At 63.3% G+C, this 15,505-nt stretch carries 13 protein-coding genes; 10 read left to right on the forward strand and 3 right to left on the reverse strand.

Going from position 1 to position 15,505, the window contains the following annotated elements; all coding sequences use genetic code 11:
- The first annotated feature begins 71 nt into the window (after positions 1-71).
- The 10 genes from EL199_RS11205 (at position 72) to EL199_RS11250 (ending at position 10,953) form a co-directional block, all read left to right on the forward strand.
- The gene (locus EL199_RS11205) at positions 72-932 is read left to right on the forward strand and encodes a 5-bromo-4-chloroindolyl phosphate hydrolysis family protein (RefSeq protein ID WP_004143297.1); all 861 of its coding nucleotides are present in this window, start codon (positions 72-74) and stop codon (positions 930-932) included.
- Complete coding sequence (locus tag EL199_RS11210) at positions 929-2,038, forward strand: toxic anion resistance protein (protein WP_004143296.1); 1,110 nt, start codon at positions 929-931, stop codon at positions 2,036-2,038. Before EL199_RS11205 ends, EL199_RS11210 begins: the two co-directional genes overlap by 4 nt.
- Positions 2,035-2,955, forward strand: a complete 921-nt coding sequence (locus EL199_RS11215; protein ID WP_004143294.1) for an SPFH domain-containing protein — start codon at positions 2,035-2,037, stop codon at positions 2,953-2,955. The genes EL199_RS11210 and EL199_RS11215 overlap by 4 nt, the downstream gene beginning before the upstream one ends.
- A gap of 223 nt (positions 2,956-3,178) precedes the next feature.
- Positions 3,179-4,897: a lytic transglycosylase domain-containing protein gene (locus EL199_RS11220; RefSeq protein ID WP_232008300.1), complete on the forward strand. Its 1,719-nt coding sequence runs from the start codon at positions 3,179-3,181 to the stop codon at positions 4,895-4,897.
- Between the two features lie 65 nt (positions 4,898-4,962).
- Positions 4,963-5,802 (forward strand): lytic transglycosylase domain-containing protein, encoded by an 840-nt coding sequence (locus EL199_RS11225; protein WP_004143291.1) that lies wholly within the window; start codon positions 4,963-4,965, stop codon positions 5,800-5,802.
- Positions 5,803-5,809: 7 nt separating this feature from the next.
- Positions 5,810-7,678: a transglycosylase SLT domain-containing protein gene (locus EL199_RS11230; protein ID WP_004143290.1), complete on the forward strand. Its 1,869-nt coding sequence runs from the start codon at positions 5,810-5,812 to the stop codon at positions 7,676-7,678.
- 55 nt (positions 7,679-7,733) lie between these two features.
- On the forward strand, positions 7,734-8,624 hold the full coding sequence (locus EL199_RS11235) for a hypothetical protein (RefSeq protein ID WP_004143289.1): 891 nt from the start codon (positions 7,734-7,736) through the stop codon (positions 8,622-8,624).
- Entirely contained in the window at positions 8,621-8,935 is a 315-nt protein-coding gene (locus EL199_RS11240) for a hypothetical protein (protein WP_004143288.1), read from the forward strand. The genes EL199_RS11235 and EL199_RS11240 overlap by 4 nt, the downstream gene beginning before the upstream one ends.
- Positions 8,936-9,007: 72 nt before the next feature.
- On the forward strand, positions 9,008-9,409 hold the full coding sequence (locus tag EL199_RS11245) for an MliC family protein (protein WP_004143287.1): 402 nt from the start codon (positions 9,008-9,010) through the stop codon (positions 9,407-9,409).
- A gap of 320 nt (positions 9,410-9,729) precedes the next feature.
- Positions 9,730-10,953, forward strand: a complete 1,224-nt coding sequence (locus EL199_RS11250) for a DUF711 family protein (protein ID WP_004143286.1) — start codon at positions 9,730-9,732, stop codon at positions 10,951-10,953.
- Positions 10,954-10,997: 44 nt separating this feature from the next.
- Here the strand turns inward: EL199_RS11250 and EL199_RS11255 are convergent, their stop codons facing one another.
- The 3 genes from EL199_RS11255 to EL199_RS11265 form a co-directional block, all read right to left on the reverse strand.
- Positions 10,998-12,065 (reverse strand): ADP-ribosylglycohydrolase family protein, encoded by a 1,068-nt coding sequence (locus tag EL199_RS11255; protein ID WP_004143284.1) that lies wholly within the window; start codon positions 12,063-12,065, stop codon positions 10,998-11,000.
- Between the two features lie 357 nt (positions 12,066-12,422).
- On the reverse strand, positions 12,423-14,762 hold the full coding sequence (locus EL199_RS11260; protein ID WP_004143279.1) for an ATP-binding protein: 2,340 nt from the start codon (positions 14,760-14,762) through the stop codon (positions 12,423-12,425).
- Positions 14,759-15,427, reverse strand: coding sequence for an HAD-IB family phosphatase (locus EL199_RS11265; RefSeq protein ID WP_004143278.1), 669 nt, complete (start codon positions 15,425-15,427; stop codon positions 14,759-14,761). The genes EL199_RS11260 and EL199_RS11265 overlap by 4 nt, the downstream gene beginning before the upstream one ends.
- Between the last annotated feature and the right edge of the window lie 78 nt (positions 15,428-15,505).

The following is a 15,505-nucleotide window of genomic DNA, read 5'->3' on the forward strand; positions in this document are numbered from 1 at the left end:
GCCCGCGCACTCGGCCTACTACTGCTTGCCAGCGCCATCTTCGTTCCCGCCTGCATGAGCCTGTTCCGCTGATGAACCGCAAAGACGCGCAAAAAATCCTGAAACAACAATACCTCGGCATCCGTGGCGCTGCCCTGTACGCGCTGCAACTGCCGCTGTGGCTGGCCATCCCGGTGAACCTCATCCGCGGCAAACTGCTTGGCGTCGCAACCGCGGCCGTTGCCATCGGCCTGCTCTGCTACGCCGCCGCCCTCACCCGCCAACACTTCCAGTCGCGCCGCAACAACTACATCAAAACCGGCAGCGACCACGCCGACGTCGATAACCGCCCCTACGCCCTCGCCTTCACCGCGCTTGCCGCCGCGACCACCGCCTTCAGCGTCCGCCCCGGCATCGCCTTCGCCCTCATCAGCGCGCTGCTCGCCGCCGCCGGATACTACCTGGGCTACATCCACGACAGCCGCCCGGAAGACGCCTACCAGGCACCGCCGCGCCACATCCCCGACCACCTGAATGCCACCCTGCGCGACATGCTGAGCGGCGGCTTTGAAGCCGTCGAAACCCTCGAAAAATACACCGTCCGCCTGCAGAGCCTCGCCAGCGAAGCCAACATCGCCGCACAAATGGCGCGCGTCACCGCCCAGGCGCGCAGCATCATCGCCCACATCGGCAAAGAACCGGAGCGCATCCGCGCCGCGCGCAGCTTCCTCGTCGTCCACCTGCACGAACTGCGCCGCATCGCCGCCGCCTACCTCGCCGACATCGGCAACCCCGACCACGGCCGCCAACAAATCCGCTTCCACAACCTGCTGGCCGACAGCGAACACAGCTTCACCGCCCAACACCTGCAACTGACCAACCAGCAACAGGAACAACTCGACACCCAAATCCAGGTCCTGCGCGACCAACTCAAAACCGGAAACCAGCCATGAACGACACCAGCCGCACCGAACTCGCCCCCGCAACCATCACCGAAACCGCAGCCACCACCCTGCCCGCCCACCTCGAACCGGCGCGCGTCCAACAACTCGCACAAACCCTGAACATCGCCGACACCAACAGCATCCTCAACTTCGGCGCGGCCGCCCAAAAACAACTGACCACCGTCGCCGACACCATGCTCACCGACATCAAAAGCGAAGATGCGGGCAAAGCGGGCGAACTCCTCTCCAACATGGTCAACCTCCTGCGCGGCTTCCAGGGCGCCGAACTCAAAGTCCAGGAAAAACCCTCGCTGTTCGCGCGCCTGCTCGGCAAAGCCAAACCGCTCACCACCTTCCTGCAAAAATTCGACACCATCAGCGAACAACTCGACCAAATCAGCAACGCACTTGAAAGCCACAAACAAAAACTGCTGGTGGACATCAAATCGCTGGACAAACTCTACGACGCCAACCTCGACTACTACCGCGAACTCGAATACCACATCGCCGCTGCCGAAACCGTCCTTGCCGACGCCGACCACAGCACCCTACCGGCACTCGCCAAAACCGCCGAAGACGGCGAAATGGAAAGCGCACAACGCCTGCGCGACGCCCAAATGCAGCGCGACGAACTCGACCGCCGCCTGCACGACCTGCGCCTGACCAAACAAGTCTCCATGCAGGCACTGCCGAGCATCCGCATGGTGCAAGAAAACAACAAAGGCCTCGTCAGCAAAATCAACACAACCCTCGTCAACACCGTACCGCTGTGGCGCCAACAACTCGCCCAATCCATCGCCATCTACCGCTCCGGCGAAGCGGCCATCGCGCTCAAACAAAGCAGCGACCTCACCAACGAACTACTCACCGCCAACGCCGAAAACCTCAAACAGGCGAACCGCGAAAGCCGCACCCAATTGGAGCGCGGCGTCTTTGACATCGGCGCGGTCGAAAAAGCCAACCAAATGCTCATCGAAACCATCGAAGAAAGCATCCAAATCCACGAAGCCGGGCGCAAACAACGACAAGAAGCCGCCGCCAAACTACAAGCCGCCGAAGAAGCCCTCAAACACAGCCTCAAAGCCGCCGCCCAAAAACCCGGAGGCCCCGCATGATCAAAAACCTGCTCGCGCGCCTCCTTGCCAACCTCAAACCGGGCAACCTCGGCCTGCGCCCGCACACCCTCTCCGCCAACTTCGCGCCAGACAGCCTCATCGCCCACCGCAGCCAGCACAACCTGCTCGAGCGCAGCATCCTGCACCTCGCGCCGGGCGAAGCCGCCTACCTCATCATCAACGGCCAATACACCCCGGTGTACGAAGCGGGCGACTACCCGCTGGATCCGGACAACATCCCGCAAACCGAAACCGCCGACATCCTCTACCTCAACACCGCCGCCACCGCGCGCCGCCCGTGGCAAAGCGCCTACCAACCCTCACAGCGCCGCCTTGACCAGCCGCTGACCGGCCAATACACCCTCAGCATCCACGACCCCGAAACCGTCTGCCGCACCATCATCGAAAACCAGACCCTCGAACTCGACGACGACTACCTCGACCAAATCATCAGCTACACCATCGACCAAAGCCTCATCCACGAACAAGTCAGCGCGGACGACATCGACTACCAAACCGAAGCCCTGCAAAACTTCCTCAAAGCCTGGCTACGCCCCCAACTCAAACCGCTCGGCCTCACCCTGCACGACCTGCGCATCGCCCGCCGCGCCAACCCGCCGCGCCCACAGCCAGCGCCCCAACCCATAGCCACCCCCGCCTACGCCCGCGAAAGCGCCGCCCCTACCGCCGCCAAAACCGCCGCACCGCCCCCCAAACCCGAGGCGCCGCGCCCGCCGCTCGGCCAGGACAAAATCTTCTACCGCGTCCAGCACGGCCAACAAATCGGCCCGCTGAGCGCCAACGACATCCAGAAACTCGTGGACGAAGGCCAAATACTCGCCAAAGACCTGCTCTGGCAAAAAGGCATGACCGCCTGGCTGCCCGCCGACGCCTTCAACCTCTTCAACTGGGACTGAACCACAAGGAAACACCATGCCCGGACGCAACCAAGCACCCCAATATACATACACATTGAGCGCTCACCCGTATATAAAACCAACGGCTTTCCAATCACCCGCCCAAAAGGCCCCCTCCCCCTGTGGGGGAGGGCTGGGGTGGGGTTCGTCCGCATACCTCGCTGCCCAATCGCCCACCGATCTTCCCCTCTCCCCTGCGCAGCGGGGGAGGGACGGGGAGGGGGTGACCAAAACCCGCGCAGCGACCGCATTCACCCGCCCCCTGCTCGCCTGCCTCCTCCTTGCCGGCGCCGTCTGCTACCCGGCGCACGCGCAGGACGCCACCGCCGGCCTCTACATCTGCCCCGCCCCCGGCGGCATGAACAACATCGTCAGCAAGCCGACCGGCGACAACTGCCGCCCCTACCAAAAAGGTGCGCTTGGCGGCAATAACCCGGCTCCGGCAGCCGCGCCTGCGCCGCAACCCGTTGCACAACCCACGCCCCTGCCCGTCACCACCCCGAAACCCGCCAAAAACGAAACTGCCAAAGGCGGCTACACCTGGGACGAAGACGACACCCCTGCCAAACCAACCGCCAAAAACAACGAACCCACCAAAGCCCCCGAAGCCCCGGCGAACAACCTCCTCTTCCCGCCCGCCCCGAACTACAGCAGCGACCCGCGCGGCAGCGGCAACTACTACCGCGACCTCGCCATCCGCCCCGGCAAACCGGGCAGCGCAGCCGCCGCCACCCCGGCAGTGGGCGCACCGCCCCCTGCCCCGGCCGAAGAAAAAACCGTCGCCACCATCACCCCGAGCGGCAAACAAATCTGGGTCTGCCCCCAACTGGACGGCACACCCACCATCATCGAAACCGAAACCCCACCGCAGGGCAACTGCCAGCCACTTGGCCGCAAAGGCGGCGAAACCTCCGCCCCGGCGCTGCCCGCACCGAACCGCGGCAAACCGCTGGTAGGCTTCACCCCTGGCGACGGCGAAGAAATCGCGCAAGACATCTACAAATGCTTCGACAACGAAGGCACGCCAAACTTCGTCCCCGCCAACAAACGCGAGCACTACCGCCACTGCACCTTCTTCTCCCGCTCCTACAGCGGCGCCAAACAAGAATTCCGCCAACAGGCAACCCAAAGCCAAAGCCTGGAAGCACTTGCCGCCGCCGGCGTACAAAAAAACACCAATCCGGCGACCAACGGCGGCCCCGGCCTACAATGCACCGGCGCAGGCAGCATCGCCTTCAACGGCGAAACCCGCGAATTCAACTGCGCCACCCGCTCCTTCGACTACACCCCCGGCACCAGCGGCGGCGAAGCGCGCCTCGGCAACCAGCAAACCAACATCGCCGCGCACAACCTTGACTACCTAAACACCCAGGGCAGCTGCGGCGGTACCGTCACCAGCGAAAACGGCCGCGTCTTCCACCTGGAGCCGACCAAAGACTGCCCGCAAAGCTACATCATCGAAGCCGAGCGCATCGCCGCGAAAATCCGCAACGAACTCAACATCAACGTCAGCGGCGCCTTCCGCGAACGCCAGCGCAACCTGAGCGCACAAATCAACCAAATCGCGCGCGAAGTCGGCGTCGAACCGCACTTCGTCCACGCCATCATCTCCGCCGAATCCGCCTACAAACCGGGCGCACGCTCCCACGCCGGTGCGATGGGCCTGATGCAGCTCATGCCGGGCACCGCCCGCCGCTTCGGCGTCACCGACGCCTACAACACCGGACAAAACATCACCGGCGGCGCGACCTACCTCAAATGGCTGCTCAACGAATTTGGCGGCGACATGCAACTGGCGGCCGCGGGCTACAACGCCGGCGAAGGCAACGTGAAAAAATACGGCCGCAAAATCCCGCCGTTCATCGAAACCCGCGCCTACGTGCCGAAAGTCATGGAATACTACCGCCGCTACAAAGCGAACCCGTCCGAGATCGGCCTATGACACGGCAAAAAAACGGCGCCCCTCCCCACAAAAAAAGCCCCTCTCCCTGTGGGAGAGGGGTTGGGGTGAGGGCAGCGGACCATCCCGCTTACGACAAAACCCGCCCTGCGCCAAACACACCCGCAAAAACCCTCACCCTCCTCGCCCTGCTCGCCCTCACCCTGCCCGCGGCCGGCAAAACCTGCGGCACCGTCGTCTACAAAGGCAAAAAAACCAACATCCCGTGCAGCGTCGCCATCCCCAACGGCAAACGCCCGCCGCCGCCCAAACCGACAAGTAACATCGTGCCGCCCATCCAACTGCCCGGCGACCCGCCGCCCGCGCCACAACCCGCCGTCGCGCCTGCACCCGCCGCTCCGGTGGCAACAGGACGCTGTTACGCGACGCTGACCATCAACGGCCAAAAACGCCGCATCCAACAACACTGCCCGCTGCTCGCGCTCAGCCCGCTTGCACCCGTCGCCATCGCCGAACCCAGCGGCGACTTCAAAACCCGACAAGAACAACACAAAGCACTCATCAACCAACTCGCCGCCAAATACCAAATCGACCCCGCGCTCGTCCATGCCGTCGTCAGCGTCGAATCCGGCTACCGCAGCAACGCCGTCTCCGGCAAAGGTGCGGTCGGTCTGATGCAACTCATGCCCGGCACCGCGGGCGACATGAACGTCACCGACCCCTACAACCCGGCGAACAACCTCGAAGGCGGCATCAAATACCTGAGCCAACAACTCTCGCGCTTCCAGAACACCGAACAAGCGCTGGCCGCCTACAACGCGGGGCCACAAAGCCTCCTGCGCTACCGCGGCCAAATCCCGCCGTACAACGAAACACGCCAATACATCCAGCGCGTCATGCACTACAAAAACCGCTACCAGAACGACTGGCAGCAGCACATCAAATAGGAACCCCATGAACAAAACCCTCATCAGCCTCCTCCTCGCCCTCGGCTACCCCGCGCACGCCGAAGAAAACATCCTAGACGCCGAAGCCGCCATCAAAAACGGCGCGCCACTTGCCGCCTACCAACACCTCGCGCCGCACCCGCTCTACCCCTACCTCGAAGCGCGCTACTACCGAGACAACCTTGCCACCACGCCGACCGCAACCCTCGTTGCCTTCCTCCAAAAATACCCGAACGACCCCTTCAGCACCACGCTCGCCAAACAGGCCTACCCCTACTGGGCGGCAGGCGGCGAAAACGACGCCATCATCGCAAGCTACAGCCCCGGCTACGCGGACGAAACCCTCGAATGCCAATACCGCCTGGCGCTCATGAGCCGCGGCAAAACCCGCGAAGCCATAAAAGACAGCGACAAACTGCTCGCCAGCGACAAAAGCCTCAGCGCCGAATGCAACACCCTCTACGACCGCCTCGCGCACAGCGGCCACATCAACCCCGCCCAACACGCCGAACGCTTCCGCCTGGCGATGGCGAACAACAACACCCTCATCGCCTCCTACCTCGCGGGCAACCTGCAAGGCGCGGCCGCCCAAGCCGCACAAACCTGGCTGGACATCGACCAGAACCGCCTGCCCATCGAAAGCGCCTACAGCCTCACCGACCCTGACTGGCGCAGCGCCCTACTCGCCCAACAACTGGGCAAACGCCTGAAAAAAGACCCGCTCGCCTTGGCGCAAGCCACCAACGCCGCGACCATGGGCTACATCAGCCGCCCCAAAGACGCGGGTAAACTCTACAACCCGCTGGTACGCAAACTCGCCCAAGCGGACGACCCGCACACCCTCACCCTGTGGGACGCCATCCCCGCTGGCGAACACGAAGACAACACCACCTACGACCTCATCGCCTACGACCTGCGCCGCGGCGACTGGCGCGGCCTGCCCGCCCACCTCGGCAAGCTCGACAAAGACACCCAAAACAAAGCCGAAATCCAATACTGGATCGGCAAAGCCCTCGAAAAAAGCGGCGACCGCGCGGGCGCGGACAGCCACTACCGCCGCGCCGCCAGCCAGCGCGACTTCTACGGCTTCCTCGCCGCCGAAAAACTCGGCATCGCCCCCCAATACCACGACCGCCCGGTGCGCCGCGACCACCACTACACCACCGTCGTCGGCCGTCCCGCCGCCTACCGCGCGCGCATCTTCCGCAACCTCGGCGACGACGCCCGCGCCAGCCAAGAATGGCAAGCGCTGCTCAAAACCCTGACACCCGCCGAAAGCGCCCAAGCCGCGCTATACGCGAGCGAAATCGGCTGGAGCGTACAAGCCGTCACCACCCTCGGCAAAAGCAAAAACTACGACGCCCTTGCCCTGCGCTTCCCCACCGCCTACGAAACCCGCGTGCGCCAACTGGCAAGCCAACACGGCATCAGCCCGGCAAAAATCTTTGCCATCATCCGCAAAGAAAGCATCTTCCAGCCCGCAATCGCCTCCAAAGCAGGCGCCATCGGCCTGATGCAAATCATGCCCGCCACCGCCAGCCACACCGCCAGCAAAAACGGCATCCCCTACAGCGGCAAATGGCAACTGACCGAACCGGACACCAACCTCGAAATCGGCAGCCAATACCTCACCGACCGCATCAACGAATTCGGCCACCTTGCCTACGCCGCCGCCGCTTACAACGCCGGGCCCTCGCGCGTCAACCAATGGCTTGCCGCCAACCCCGGCCTGCCGCTGGACGAATGGATCGCGCAAATCCCGTTTACCGAAACCCGCGACTACGTCAAGCGCGTTCTCGAATACGAAAAAGTGTACGAATACCGTCTCGGCATGTCGCCCGGCAGCTACGCCAGCGGTGGCGTCCGCCTGTGGTAAAAAACCGTAGGGTGGGGCTTGCCCCACCCAAAACCCGCTCATCATGTAACAAAACATGAAACCCGAAAACCACACTACCGCCCGGGAAAAAACACGGCGCACCACTACCATCACAAAACTCCTGACCAGCCTGCCCATCCTGCTCCTGCTCGCCCTGCAAGGCTACATCGTCGGCCAAAACGACTGGCTCACCCTGCTGCTCATCCTCATAACCGCCCTGTTCATCTGGTATATGACCGCTTCCCTCTGGTACAGCAAAAAACAAATGCTCAACATCTACCTCAAAGAACAATCCCTCCTGCAAAAACTCATCAAAAAAAGAAACACCCCCTGGCAAATACTCGTCTGCACCCTCCTCGCCATCCTGCTAAGCATCCTCTTTACCATCACCACCAAGGGCATCATCCTGAGCCACGGCTACACCATCTTCCTCATCGCCCTGCTCACCTTCAACATCACCTACCAAATCATCCGCAACACAAACGAAAGCGGGAACATCAGCATCGTCGAAAACAACCTCAACGAATACCTGGCAAAACACGGCATCCTCATCATCAAAATCCTTGCCCCCGCCCTGATGCTCAACCTCATCCTGACCCTGCTCTTTAGCGGCTACGACACCGCAGAATTCCTCAATACCAACATCAACTTTGAAAACTTCATCGACTACGCAGAAGCGGACAGCATCATGGCAAACGGCTACAACGCCTACGGCAGAAAAATCATCAACGCCTTCCTCCTGCTCGATAACCTGCGCATCGCCCTGGGCAAATTCATCGCCCAAGACCTCTTTCACATCCACAACTACTGGCTATTTTTCATCATCATCGCCATCTCCAACTTCATGAAACTCATGTTCTTCTCCTGGAGCTACATCCTGCTCTACCTGGGATTTCAAAAAATCCTGCCGCCTTACCGCACACCCCAAAAACAGGAAGCGCCATGAAAACCCTGACCAAACTCATCGCCCTGATCGGCCTCGCCTTTGGCGCCAAAATCGGCTGGGAACATGGCGGCAAAGACATGGCACAAAATGCCGCCTACGAATTTGCCGAAGACAAATTCAAAGGCAGGGCACAACAACAAATCAAAAACCTGCGCAAAGAAATCGCCCAAAAAGACCAATACATCGCCGAACTGACCCAACAACTCAAACAACTGACGAGCGAAAACGAAAAACTACAAAAATACCAACAAGAAGCCGAAAAAAAGAAAGACTCCCTGCACCGCATGTTTGGAGAAGACAACCCCAAATAACTTCCCCCGTATCACCGCATAACAGCCGACACGCCTCGTGCCACCCCAAACCCATAACCCCACAGCATTCCCATGAACACCACAAAAAACCTGCCCGTCATCGCCCTCGCCCTGCTGCTCACCGCCTGCGGTGGCGGCAAACCGCACCCTGTCGCCATCACCCTCGAAAGCGACCAGCCCGAAGACACCGCCCTGCCCTCCCCCGCTCACCACAGCCAGCTCAAACTGCCCATCGGCAACCACTGGAACACCTGGCAATGCCGCGAAGGCAGCTTCGATACCCGCTACCCGGACAGCAGCAAACAGAGCCTGCAACTACGCTACATGAGCGGCGAGCATACCCTCGAACAGCGCCCCGGCGACAACCCCGCCACCTACGAAAACGGGCAAATTGCCTTCTACAGCGACGGCCAAAGCGCCGTCCTCGCCCGCCCCGCCTCCGCCACCGTCCTCCTCACCGGTTGCCGTCCATAACCCCTACGCCCGACAACCAATGCCGAATCCACAACCGAACAGCCCCCTCCCCCGCAGAACGCGCAGCGCTCGCAGCGGGGGAGGGGGTGAGCAATCATTGATGAACCAGAGTTCCGGTTTTTCAATTGTTTGCCGCCCTCCCCCCACTCTCTTGCTTCGCAAGCAATACTTGTCGCTACGCGAGCTGTGCCAGTCCCCAAAGGAGAGGGGCTCGCTCGTCGAATTGTAAACAGCCCCTAGGTGGGGGTAGCGCCCGTGAACCTACCACGATGCCAAAGGATTCCCCCTGACTGCCATCCATTGAAACAAGATCCCTAACCATGAACCTCCACGCCCCTGCCCTCTGTCGCGTCCGCGCCATCACCGCCTTTGTCTCGCTCACCCCCGACCAAACCGCCTGGCAACACGCGCTCACGGACGCCAAGCGCCAATGCGACCGCCTCGCCGCCGCATTTGCCCGCGCGGACTACACCGTCCAATCCGTACGCATCGTCGCCAACCCCTTCGGCGAATACCTCGACACCACAAGCCTCACCGCCGCCAAACAAGGCCTCGCCCACATCCAGCGCATCCTCTCGGCGCTCAACCAAAACGGCCTGCGCATCCGCTTTGCCATTGGCGAAGCCCGCAGCGCCACGGAAATCGCCCTCCTGCCCGAACTCATCCGCGACTACGGCGATCTGGCCAACGCCTGTGTCAACATCGCGGCCGACGCCGACGGCATCCCCGACCACGCACAAATCGCCCGCTGCACCGCCGCCGTGCAAAAAATCGCGCGCATCACCCCGCGCGGCGAAGGCAACTTCAACTTCACCGTCAACTACAACTGCCCGCCGCTCATCCCCTACTTTCCCGCGGGCTACCACCACGACGCGCATGGCAGCCTCGTCGTCGGCCTCGAAACCCCCGACCTGCTCGCCGCCGCCCTGCGCGCGCTCAACGACCAACCTGCTGACCCCGGCGACTACCTGCGCGCCGCCTACCACGCCATGCACCGCGCCCTGCAACACCACAGCGACGCCGTGCAGGCCATCATCGCCGCCACGACACTAGACGACGGCTGGCACTACGCGGGCATGGACACCTCCGCCGCCCCCTCAAAAAACTGCACCTCAATGGCCGAAATCTACCGCCTGCTGCGCGTGCCGCACTTTGGCGCCTCCGGCAGCATTGCCGCCTCCGCCCTGCTCACCCGCGTCTTCAAAACCCTCAACAACGTGCGCGCCATCGGCTTCTCCGGGCTGATGCTCGCCGTCACCGAAGACCAGGGACTGGCTGATGCCAGCCGCGACAACACCTTCGACCTGCGCGCCCTCCTCACCTATAGCAGCGTCTGCGGTATCGGCCTCGATACCGTGCCCATTCCCGGCGACACCCCCGCCGAAAAAATCAACGCCATCATGGCCGACACCGCCGCGATGGCCTACCGCCTGAACAAACCGCTCACCGTGCGCCTCTTTCCCGTCCCCGGCCTGAACGCGGGCGACATCACCCGCTTTACCAGCGACGACCTCTGCAACTGCGCCGTGCTGGCCGTGCCATAACCCACCCCGTCGCCATAAAAAACGCCGGACTTCCCGGCGTTTTTTCATGCCTGCACGGGATAGCGTTCCCGCAACCCTGCGTCGTTCTTGTCGCCGTCGCGCGTCGCGTATAGATCATTCGCGACGGTATCTATCACCCGACGCAGCTCCAGCGGGGTCAGCCATTCCGCGGGGATGGCTTGCACGCCGTGCAGCGCGCCGAGCAGGTTGCCGGCAATGGCGCCGGTGGAATCCGAGTCGCCGTCGTGATTGACCGCGAGGATGACGCCAGCGCGCAGGTCGGCGGCGATCAGCGCGCAGTACACCGCTATCGCCAGCGCTTCTTCGGCAACCCAGCCTTCGCCCAGTCGCGCCACCGCCTGCGCGGGTTCGAGGTCGCTGGCGGCGTACCGCGCTGCGGCAGCGAGCGCGTACAGCGTTTCTTCGTGTCCGGCTTCGGCTTGCAGCAGCGGTTTGGCGCGGGCGAGCGCGGCGGGCAGCGTCATGCCGTCGCAGAGTGCCTGAATGAGTACGGCAAGTACGCCTGCGGTGAGGGTGCCGCTGCGGTGGCCGTGCGTCAGCGCCGCCAGCGCCGTGCCGGTGGCGAGGGTTTGTGCGGGCGACCAGCGCTGCGCCCAGGCGTACAGCCCGACTGGTGCGGCACGCATTACGCCGCCGCAGCCTTTGCTGTGGTTGTCCGCAGGCACGCCGAGCTCAGGCATCGCCATCAGCGCGGTCAGGCAGGTCATGCCCGGCGCGCGGCGGTGATGCAGTTCCGGCTGTTGCCACAGCCAGCCCGCCGGTTCGATGGCGGCAAGCAGCGGTTCGTAAGGCCATTCGTGTTGGGTGCGCAGCCAGCCCAGGTAACTGCGCGCGGTGGCAGCGCCTGTGTCGCCGTCGCCGAGCCAGGCGGTGAGCAGTCCTTCGGCGGTAAACAGCGTCATTTGTGTGTCGTCGGTAATGGCGCCGGGGTAGTCGTAGCCGGGGGCAAAGGTGGTGATGCCCGCCTGGCCAAACCGGCGCAGGATGTCGGCGCGGCGCATGAATTCGACCGGTGCGCCGAGGGCATCGCCTGTGGCGCCGCCGAGCAGGCAGCCACGGAAGCGGTCGATGACGGGGATGGTATGGCTCATGGGTTCTTTTGTTGTTTGTTGTCGTAGGGATAGTACGGGGTTCCGCCCGCGGTTTTGGGCGGGCGGTTTTTTGTTGCGCCAACCGCTTTAGGGCGTGTTTGCATGTCAGCGAATAAGCCCCTCTTTTGCTACGCGAGCTGTTGCCGTCCCTCTGGGACAAGCATTGCTCGTCCGCAGGACGAGAGAGGGGTTGGGGTGAGGGCAGCAATCCATTGAAAAACCGGAATTTCGATTCATCAACAACATCGCCCACACCCTCCCCGACCCTCCCCCGGGCCCCATGCAAAATGCGGACGCATTTTGCATGGGTACCCGCCCGCTGCGCGGGGGAGGGGGACTTAAGATTGCAAACAGCCTTTAGCCCAGCGGCACATACCCCAGCGCGAGGCGTTCGATGGTGATGTCGCTCGCTTTGACGTCGATGTGTTTTTCTTCCAGCGGCAGGGTCGCGGGATCGTATTGTTCGCGCAGGGTTTGCAGTTCTTGGGCAAGCGCCGCTTCCATTTGCGCGATTTGTTCGCCGACCAGGGTTTCGCGCGCGTTGGCGGCGGCGATGTCCTGCCGTTCTTTTTGGATTTTGCTCGCGCTTTTGATGGCGGTCTGGGTTTTGGCAATGGTCGTCGCACTGAGCGCCTTGCGGCCGGTGAAGGCGGAGAGCAGCGCGCCGCCGATGGCAAGGCCGGTTTGCAGCAGGCTTTGGTTGCTTTGGCTTTTTTCGCGTTCGACCGCCGCTTGGGCGGTTTGTTGTTGTTTGGCGAGCGCGGTGTGTTGTTTGGCGTATTTCATCCGCAGCGCGGTGATGGCGGCGTCGCGTTTTTCGTGCGCGGCGGTGGCGAGGCGGTTGCGGAAGCTGGCTTCGTCTTCGCCGGGGTTGCTGTAGGCATCCAGGGTTTTGGAGTGGTAGAGGACGACGCTTTGGTGTTGGCGCAGGTGGGTGGCGAGGGTTTTTTCCCAGTTTTTCCACGCGGCGGGGTCAAGCGCGGCGGCAGGCACGGGGTGGTGCTGGCAGGGTTGGTGCGGTGCGCTTTGTAGTTGTTCGGTGCTGACCGGCGCGGGTTGGTTTTGCGTCCAGTCGGGGGCGCTGTCGCCAAAGGGCGCTTGTAGGAGCAGGGTTTGTTCGTGGCGGGTGTTGCTTTTGGCGTCGCGGTAGTAGAGGCGGACGCTCGCCAGCGCGATGGGGTAGTAGTGGGTCATGCCGCCGCTGTTTTCGTTTGGCAGGTAGTAGCGGTTGATGCCGGCAGGCAAGGCGGGCGGCGGGCTGTCGTGGCCGTTATTTTCGGCGGCAATGCTCGCGGTGGCGCGGCGCGGGTCGGCGGCGGTGATGGCGCGGATGTGTTCGCGCGAGAGGGGGCCTGCGAGGTAGCTCATGGCGTGGCGGCTTTGCAGGATGCAGGGCTGGGCTTCGTGGATGTTGTGCAGGAGGAAGCGGCGTTTGTCGATGTGGTCGAACCAGGTTTCGAGGGTGGCGCGGTCTAAGCCTTGGGCGCTGGCACTGGTGAGGCCGTCGGCGACGCGGGCGCGGTCTTGTGCGGTTTGCATGCGGCCGATGAACCAGGTGCCGGCGTTGGCGAGCGCTTTGTAGTCGAGATCGACCGGGTTTTGGGTGGAGAGGACGAGGCCGAGGCCGTAGGCGCGCGCTTGTTTGAGGAGGGTGAGCAGCGGTTTTTTGCTGGGCGGGTTGGCGCTGGGCGGCAGGTAGCCGTAGAGTTCGTCCATGTAGAGGATGGCACGCAGGGTGCTGCTGCCGCTTTGGCGGCGCATCCAGGCGATGAGGTTGCCGAGCAGCAGGGTGACGAGGGTCATGCGTTCGGCGTCGTTTAGGTGGGCGATGTTGATGATGCTGGTTTGCGCGCGGTTTTGTGCGTCGTAGAGGAGTTGTTGGCTGTCCAGCGGCGCGCCTTGCAGCCAGGCGCTGAAGCCGGGCGCGGCGAGCAGGTTGTTGAAGGCGAGCGCCAGTTTGTCGCGCGCTTTGGCGGGATAGACTTGGGCGACGGGCAGGACGCCGATTTGTGCCATCGGCGGGTTCTGGATTTCGCTGATGAGTTGGGCGAGGTCGAGGTCACGTCCGGCGTCCCAATGGTGTTTCAGGATGTGGGCGAGGTAGAGTTGCGCCGGGCTGGTGCTGTCGCCCGCTTCGCCAACGAGGGCGAGCAGGGCGGCGGCGGTGCTGTCGAGGTAGTCGGCGTAGGCTTCGCGTTCGCCTTGGATGGCGGGGTCGGGCGCGCCGAGGTGGGCAAGGAGCGAGAGCGGCAGGCCGTGTTCGCCGCCGGGGGTGTAGATGTGGACGGGATTGGCGGCAGCGAGCGCTTCTTGTCGCGCGGCACTTTGCTGGCTGGCGTCGATGCCCTCGCCCCATTTTTGTGCGGTGGCGGCCGCCCATGCGTCGGCGGTCTGGCCGCTTTGGGCGAGGCTCGCGGCGTCGGCGTAGGGGGCAAAGTCGGCGGCGCGGCGCGCGGGGAAGTTGAGGGCGAGGTTGCCGAGGTCGCCTTTGGGGTCGATGGCGATGACGGGGATGCCGTCCAGCGCGGCTTCTTCGAGCAGGGTGATGCCGAGGCCGGTTTTGCCGGAGCCGGTCATGCCGATGATGACGGCGTGGGTGGTGAGGTCGGCAGCGTCGTAGAGGACGGGCGTGCCGGCGTCGGGCAGGGTTTCGGTGCCGAGGTAGAACTGGCCGATGTTTTCAGGGATGGCGGTCATGGGATCTCCGGGGTGAGCAGGGGCAGGAGGTCGCGCAGGTCGGCGGCGGTGCTGTAGTGGTCGGCAGCCTGGCGCACGGCTTCGCGCGCCACCACGCCACCGTAGCCGATGATTACGTCGGCCGCGCCAGGCGCACGCGCGGCGACGTCGCTCATGCCGTCGCCCACCATGGCGACGCGCTGCAAGTGGTTAGCGGTTTTCCAGGCGGCGACGATGGCGGCTTTGCCCGCGGCGGTGGTGAGCGGGCTGGGTTCAAAGCCGCGGTAGTCGCCGTTTTCGTCGAATTGCAGGCGGACGGCGAAGGTGTCGGCGGGGGCGATGCCGAGTGTGGCGGCAAGCGGCAGGATGGCATCCAGGATGCCGCCGCTGACGATGGCGACTTTTACGCCGCGCCCTTGCAGGGCAGCGATGGTTTCTTTGGCGCCGGATACGGTGCGGTCGAGGTATTGTTGGGCGATGTTGGCAAGGTCGCGCTGACGCGGACGGATGAGGGCAAGGCGTTCGCCATAGACGGCTTCGAGCGGCACTTCGCCGTTCATCGCACGGTGGGTAAGCGCGCTGACTTGTGCGGCAACGCCGGCGAGTGCGGCCAGTTGGTCGATGCCTTCGAGGGCGGAGAGGGTGGCATCGCAGTCAAAGACGACGCCGTCGTAGGGCTTGGGCATGGGCGGTTCCTTTTGGGTTTTTATGGGGTTTGCAGGCTAGCCCCGCCTGCAGGCGCGAGGGAAATGCGGTTATAAAAA

The sequence above is a fragment of the Cardiobacterium hominis genome (assembly GCF_900637305.1).
In the GTDB taxonomy this organism is placed as follows: domain Bacteria; phylum Pseudomonadota; class Gammaproteobacteria; order Cardiobacteriales; family Cardiobacteriaceae; genus Cardiobacterium; species Cardiobacterium hominis.

Bases quoted from the DNA above. Each gene is read 5' to 3' on its own strand.
- EL199_RS11265 (WP_004143278.1), bottom strand. From the start codon at position 15,427: ATGCCCAAGCCCTACGACGGCGTCGTCTTTGACTGCGATGCCACCCTC.
- EL199_RS11255 (WP_004143284.1), bottom strand. From the start codon at position 12,065: ATGAGCCATACCATCCCCGTCATCGACCGCTTCCGTGGCTGCCTGCTC.
- EL199_RS11210 (WP_004143296.1), top strand. From the start codon at position 929: ATGAACGACACCAGCCGCACCGAACTCGCCCCCGCAACCATCACCGAA.
- EL199_RS11245 (WP_004143287.1), top strand. From the start codon at position 9,008: ATGAACACCACAAAAAACCTGCCCGTCATCGCCCTCGCCCTGCTGCTC.
- EL199_RS11235 (WP_004143289.1), top strand. From the start codon at position 7,734: ATGAAACCCGAAAACCACACTACCGCCCGGGAAAAAACACGGCGCACC.
- EL199_RS11215 (WP_004143294.1), top strand. From the start codon at position 2,035: ATGATCAAAAACCTGCTCGCGCGCCTCCTTGCCAACCTCAAACCGGGC.
- EL199_RS11250 (WP_004143286.1), top strand. From the start codon at position 9,730: ATGAACCTCCACGCCCCTGCCCTCTGTCGCGTCCGCGCCATCACCGCC.
- EL199_RS11205 (WP_004143297.1), top strand. From the start codon at position 72: ATGAACCGCAAAGACGCGCAAAAAATCCTGAAACAACAATACCTCGGC.
- EL199_RS11260 (WP_004143279.1), bottom strand. From the start codon at position 14,762: ATGACCGCCATCCCTGAAAACATCGGCCAGTTCTACCTCGGCACCGAA.
- EL199_RS11230 (WP_004143290.1), top strand. From the start codon at position 5,810: ATGAACAAAACCCTCATCAGCCTCCTCCTCGCCCTCGGCTACCCCGCG.
- EL199_RS11240 (WP_004143288.1), top strand. From the start codon at position 8,621: ATGAAAACCCTGACCAAACTCATCGCCCTGATCGGCCTCGCCTTTGGC.